The 4766-nt window shown below is 75.7% G+C and carries 1 protein-coding gene and 2 pseudogenes; 2 read left to right on the top strand and 1 reads right to left on the bottom strand.

Annotated elements, in window-relative coordinates:
* Positions 1 to 655 (bottom strand): annotated as a pseudogene (locus tag ACWDSL_RS33345) (ATP-dependent helicase); the annotation flags it as partial.
* Between the two features lie 183 nt (positions 656 to 838).
* On the opposite strand from ACWDSL_RS33345, the gene ACWDSL_RS33340 reads away from it, so the two are divergent.
* Together ACWDSL_RS33340 and ACWDSL_RS33335 are read left to right on the top strand one after the other, a co-directional pair.
* Entirely contained in the window at positions 839 to 1024 is a 186-nt protein-coding gene (locus ACWDSL_RS33340) for a hypothetical protein (RefSeq protein WP_358638252.1), read from the top strand.
* A 480-nt stretch (positions 1025 to 1504) separates the two neighbouring features.
* Positions 1505 to 4766, top strand: a pseudogene (locus ACWDSL_RS33335) (hypothetical protein); the annotation flags it as partial.

Below are 4766 nucleotides of genomic sequence, written 5' to 3'. Positions count from 1 at the left end.
GGGCCGCCGCGGGCGAGCGCGGCAGCCCGTCCGCGACCGCGTCGAGGAACGCGCGGACGTGCCGTTCCGGCTCCGGCAGGCGCAGCGGATCGGTGCCGGGCAGGGGTACGGCGTGGGCGGCCGGGGGCATGGCGGCGGCCAGGTCACGCACCCGCCGCAGATCCTCCTCGGCGAGCGGGCCGACGCGCCAGGCGTCGTGGTCGGTGGCCGTGAGCCCGGGCAGCAGCCGTCCGCGGGCGGCGAGCTGGAGGGCGAGCACCGCGGCGGCGCCCCAGAAGGCCGCCGTGGGATCGGCCTGGGAGGAGGGGGCGTGCGCGGCGCGGGCCCGGGCGCGGGTGAGCACCGGAAGCGCCTCGGCCAGGGGCAGGACGAGGGCCCGTACGGCGCGGATACGGACGCCCGGGACGCCGTCGTCCCCGGAGTTTCCGTCATCCCCGTCATCACCGCCATCCCCGTCATCCCTGTCGTTCTCGGCGGCAAGGGCAGGGACCACGACGGTGATCTCTTCGGTGGTACCCGGGCCGGTGGGTTCCGGGCCGTCCGGCCGCCAGAAGGCGACGCATCCGGTCCGCGCGGGATCGGCGGGGAGGAAGACGGCGGTGCAGCGGCTGAGTTCGGCGATCTCGGAGGGCGTTGCCACGGTGGGTGGTGTCACGGAGCTGACGCATTCCTCAAATTTGACTAGTGGGAGCCGCCGAGGGTACCTGACGAGTGGCCCGGCCGGGCGGGCGTCCGGTGTGAAGCACCTCACCTGCATTCTTCGCACTCAGGAACCGCACGCCGTCGGTGTCCGTTGACAGAAGTGAAGCGGCATGAGCCGCGAAGGAGGCAGAGGGAGATGTCCAAGCGCGCTGTGGCCGTCGCCGGGGGTGCGGCGATAGGAGTGATCTTGCTGTGCCAGCTGCTGCCGTTCTGGGCGGCGGTCCTGGTGATCGTCGGTGTTCCCGCACTGGCGTACCTGATGCTCGACCCTTCTCAGCGGCGCAGACTGCGCCGGGTGTCGCGCAAGGAGCTTGGGCGCTGACCGCGGCCGCGGCAGCTGCCCGGCGCGCCGGTGACCGGCGCCGCGCCATCGGGTTCGCCCCGATGGCGAATTCCCGGATGGAAACCGGGAGAAGGGGCGCGGCGGGAGCCGGGCGGACCGCGGCGTGGCGGAGCCGGACCGTCGCGACCGTCGGCCGGGCTCGGGGCCCGGGGTGACATGCGCCTGGGAGTGACCGCGCAACACCGATCGCGGGTGTCACCCGGACCCCGTCCATCCGCGCCGCGAAGGCCCGGCCGGCCCGGCGGCCCTCGTCGCCTTGGCCCGGTCGGCCCGCGGTCCGATGTTCCGTAAATGACTTGTGCCGTTGACCGGTGCCGGGCCATGATCCGCACCATGACGCATGAAAAGGACGGCCTCGCGATCTCTCGGTGATCGCCCATGGCCCCATACGGAACTCCTCAGCCGCTGGCCCCTTCCTGGCTTCGGGCGCACTTCGGCCCGCTGCCCTTCTCCGCCCGGATGAGTGCCCTGGCTCGCTACGCCCGCACGCTCTCCCCGGACGCCTGCAGCGCCCTGCGTACCGCCCTCGACTCCTCCTCGGAGCCGGACGACCGGCACCTCGCGCTGTTTCTCGCCGTCGTCCGCCGCGACCTCGATGCCGTGGCAGCCGCTCTCGCCGACCCTCTGCTGCGGCGCCGCGCGCTGTCGGCGGCCATCCGGCTGCCGGTGCCCGAAGAGGCCCTGGTCCAACTCGCCTTGAGCGAGAGCCGTTCCGTACGGCATGAGACGTACCGCGTGCTGCGGGTCGGCCGGCGTATCGCGCTCGCCGACCGGCTGCTGCCCCGGGCGCACGCCGCGTACGGCCCCGCCGACGCCGCCCGTCTGCTGCCCGCGTGCTCACCCGGCGTGGCGGCCGAGTGGTTGCCCCGCCTCGACCCGCCGATCGGCGTCCTGCACACCCTCGCTCGCACCGCCCCGGCGGCCGTCGCCGCCCGGCTGGTGGCCGAATACGACGCGCGCGACGACTACGGCCGACGGCGACTGGCCCGCCGCCACCGCCTGTTGGCCGCCGTCGTGGCCGAACGCGACACTGACGCCGGGCTGCTGCTCTTCCAACGGGCGCCCAAGCTGATCGACGGCCGCGGCGCGGTGGCACTGCTGCACAAGCCGCGGGAGGTGCTGGCGATCCTCCGGAGAGCCGCGTCCCGCGCCGACGGCGACGGAGCCGGCGGGGCGGAACGGACGCCGACCCTCCGGCTGCCCACCGGGCCGCTGCCCCGGCCCGTGCTGCGGGCACTGCGCGCCCTCACCTCCGAGGAACTGGCCGAGCTGGCCGAAGCGGCCCAGGCGGGCGCCGGTGGCATCCGCTTGTACGGCCCCGACCGGTTCGACATCACCCCCGACCCCCTGCTCACGCTCCTCCCCGCCGCGACACGCCGTCGCATCGTCGAAGCCCGCATCCCCGCGCGTGGCCTCGGCAGGAGGGCCCGCTACAACGCCCTCGCCGCACTCGACCCGGCGGACCGCGCGGACCTTCTGCGCCCCGTCCTCGCCCGGCCGCACCGGTCGCCGACACTGCGCAACCAACTCGCCGCGGTGGCTCCGCTCGCCGACGCCGAGCCGATCCTGCTCGAGGCGGCGGCGGGCCACCGTCCCTACGAACGCGCGTACGCCTGGCGTGCCCTCCTCGCATGCGCCGAGCTGAACGCCGACCCCGCGGAATTCGCGCGGATCGTGGCAGCCTGCGAGCGGGCCTGGCACGACAGGGAGGAAGTACGGCGCGTCGCACTGGAGCAGGCCGCCGGCGCGCCGCGCCGGATGCTGGCCGCGATACCGCTGAGCGTGTTGCGCGACGCGGCGCTGACCACCGTCCACTCCCGCGACTCCACGCTCGCCACGGTCGCCGCCGCCGAACGGTGGCTGCGCCGCACCACGGAGAGCGCGGCGGCCCGGGGAGACGCCGAACGGGCGGCACAGACGGCCCGTCTGCTGTGCCAGGTCGTACGCGACCCGCGCCGTCGCGGCCCGGTCGCGCCGCTGAGGCTCGACGCCCGGGCGGCAGCGGCCATCTGGGCCGGTACGGCCCCCGACCACGTCGGCGAAGCGACCGACCGCCCCTCGGCCCAGGGCGGCGAACCGACCGGACCGGTTGACCGGCCGAGTGGACAGGCGGCCCGGCCGAGCGGACAGGCCGTCCGACCGACCGGGCAGGCGGAGAGCCACCTCCGCGCCTCCCGGCTCGTACCCCTCGCCGAACTCCTCGCGCCCCATCTCGCCGAACTCCCCACGCTGGATGCGCTGGTGGGCCACACCGCGCTCGACGGGGAGGATCCCGGGACGGCCGCCCGCGCCGCCGCGGCATGGATCGCGGCCCCCGCCACGCGGGAGCGGCGCTGTGCCCAGCTGATCGCTTCCGATCCGTCGTTCGCCATCGTGGAACCGGTACTGCGGACCCTGGCCGCCCGCCGTACCGATCTATTGGAGGACGTACTGCGCGCCGCCCGGCACGGGTTGCCCGGTCAGCTGTCGCGCCGCCCCGCCGACCGTTGGGTGCCGCGTCTGCCGTACTCGGTCACCGGCCGGTGGACCGCGCGGACACGCCGCCTGCTGGACACCCACCTCGCGGCGGTAGCGGCCGACGACGAGGCTCCGCCGCGCGCCCGCGCCGACGCGGCGGCCCTGCTGCGCGACCCGGCGCTCCTGGCAGACCTGGCGTCCAGCGCACCGCAGCCCGTGGCCGCGGCGGCGCTGACCGCACTCGGCGAAACCGCGGCGATCGGTGCCTACTTCGACCGCCCGCCAAACGCCCGCCAGACCGACCGGCGCGGCCCGGCCGACACGCTGAGCGGCGACACGCCCGACCACGCTGCGGCCGACGGGCCCCGCGTCGAGCCGCCCGGTGGTGTCGTGGATGACACCCATGCCGTCGGACCAGGCGGGCCTGAGCCGGTCTGGCCCAACGCCCCAAAGTGCCGCACGGCTGACGGGGACACCTTCGCTCCTGGCGCGCCTGGCCGCGGCGCCGCCGGTCCGGCTTCGCGTGACTCCGCCATTCGCGAGGCATCTGGCCGGGAGCCCGCTCGCCGGGCCGAGTTTGGTCCGGCGGAAACTCGAGTGGCCGGTGGCGACGGGTCCGGCGTCGAGCCGCCCGGTGGGGACACCGTCATCCCTCGCCCCGCCGACCCAGGCGCGGCCGGGCCGGTCTGGCCCGACGCCCCCGAGCCGCAGACCGCTGACCGGGACACGCCCGTCGGCCCACACAAGCCCGGCCGGGCGGCCCCCGATGTTGTGCTTTCCCTCCTCCTCCAACACGCCGGAATCGGCGGCGCCCGGGGGCGGGCGGCGATGGCAGGGGTGCGGCGCCTTCTGGGTGGCGTGTCCGATCGGAGGGCCGTCGCACTCCTCGCACCCGCCGTGCGCTCGGTGTCGGCGCCGGTCGGCAGCCGTAAGGAGGCCGTCCGCGCTCTGGCCGAGCTGCCCAGCGACGCGGCGTTCGCCGCGCTGCTCGCGGCCTGGGACGAGCCCGGGCAGCACCGGGACGTGCGGGTGGTGCTCGTACGCCCGCTCCTCGCCCGGGTCGGCGCGCCTGGCGTGGCCGACCGGCTGAAGGAGTATCTGTACGAGCCGGCCGTCCTCGAGGCCGTGATCGTGAGCGATCCGGAAGCGGCGGGGATCCGTGCTCGCTCGGCGTACGCGTCCTTCCTCGCCGACGTGGTCCGTACCGGGGACGACGAGGCGGCCCGGGCTGCCTGCGCCGCGCTGCCGCACTGCATGGTTGCCG

This window comes from Streptomyces sp. NPDC000941 (genome assembly GCF_053599555.1).
This window is presented reverse-complemented; position numbering and strand designations above follow the sequence as displayed.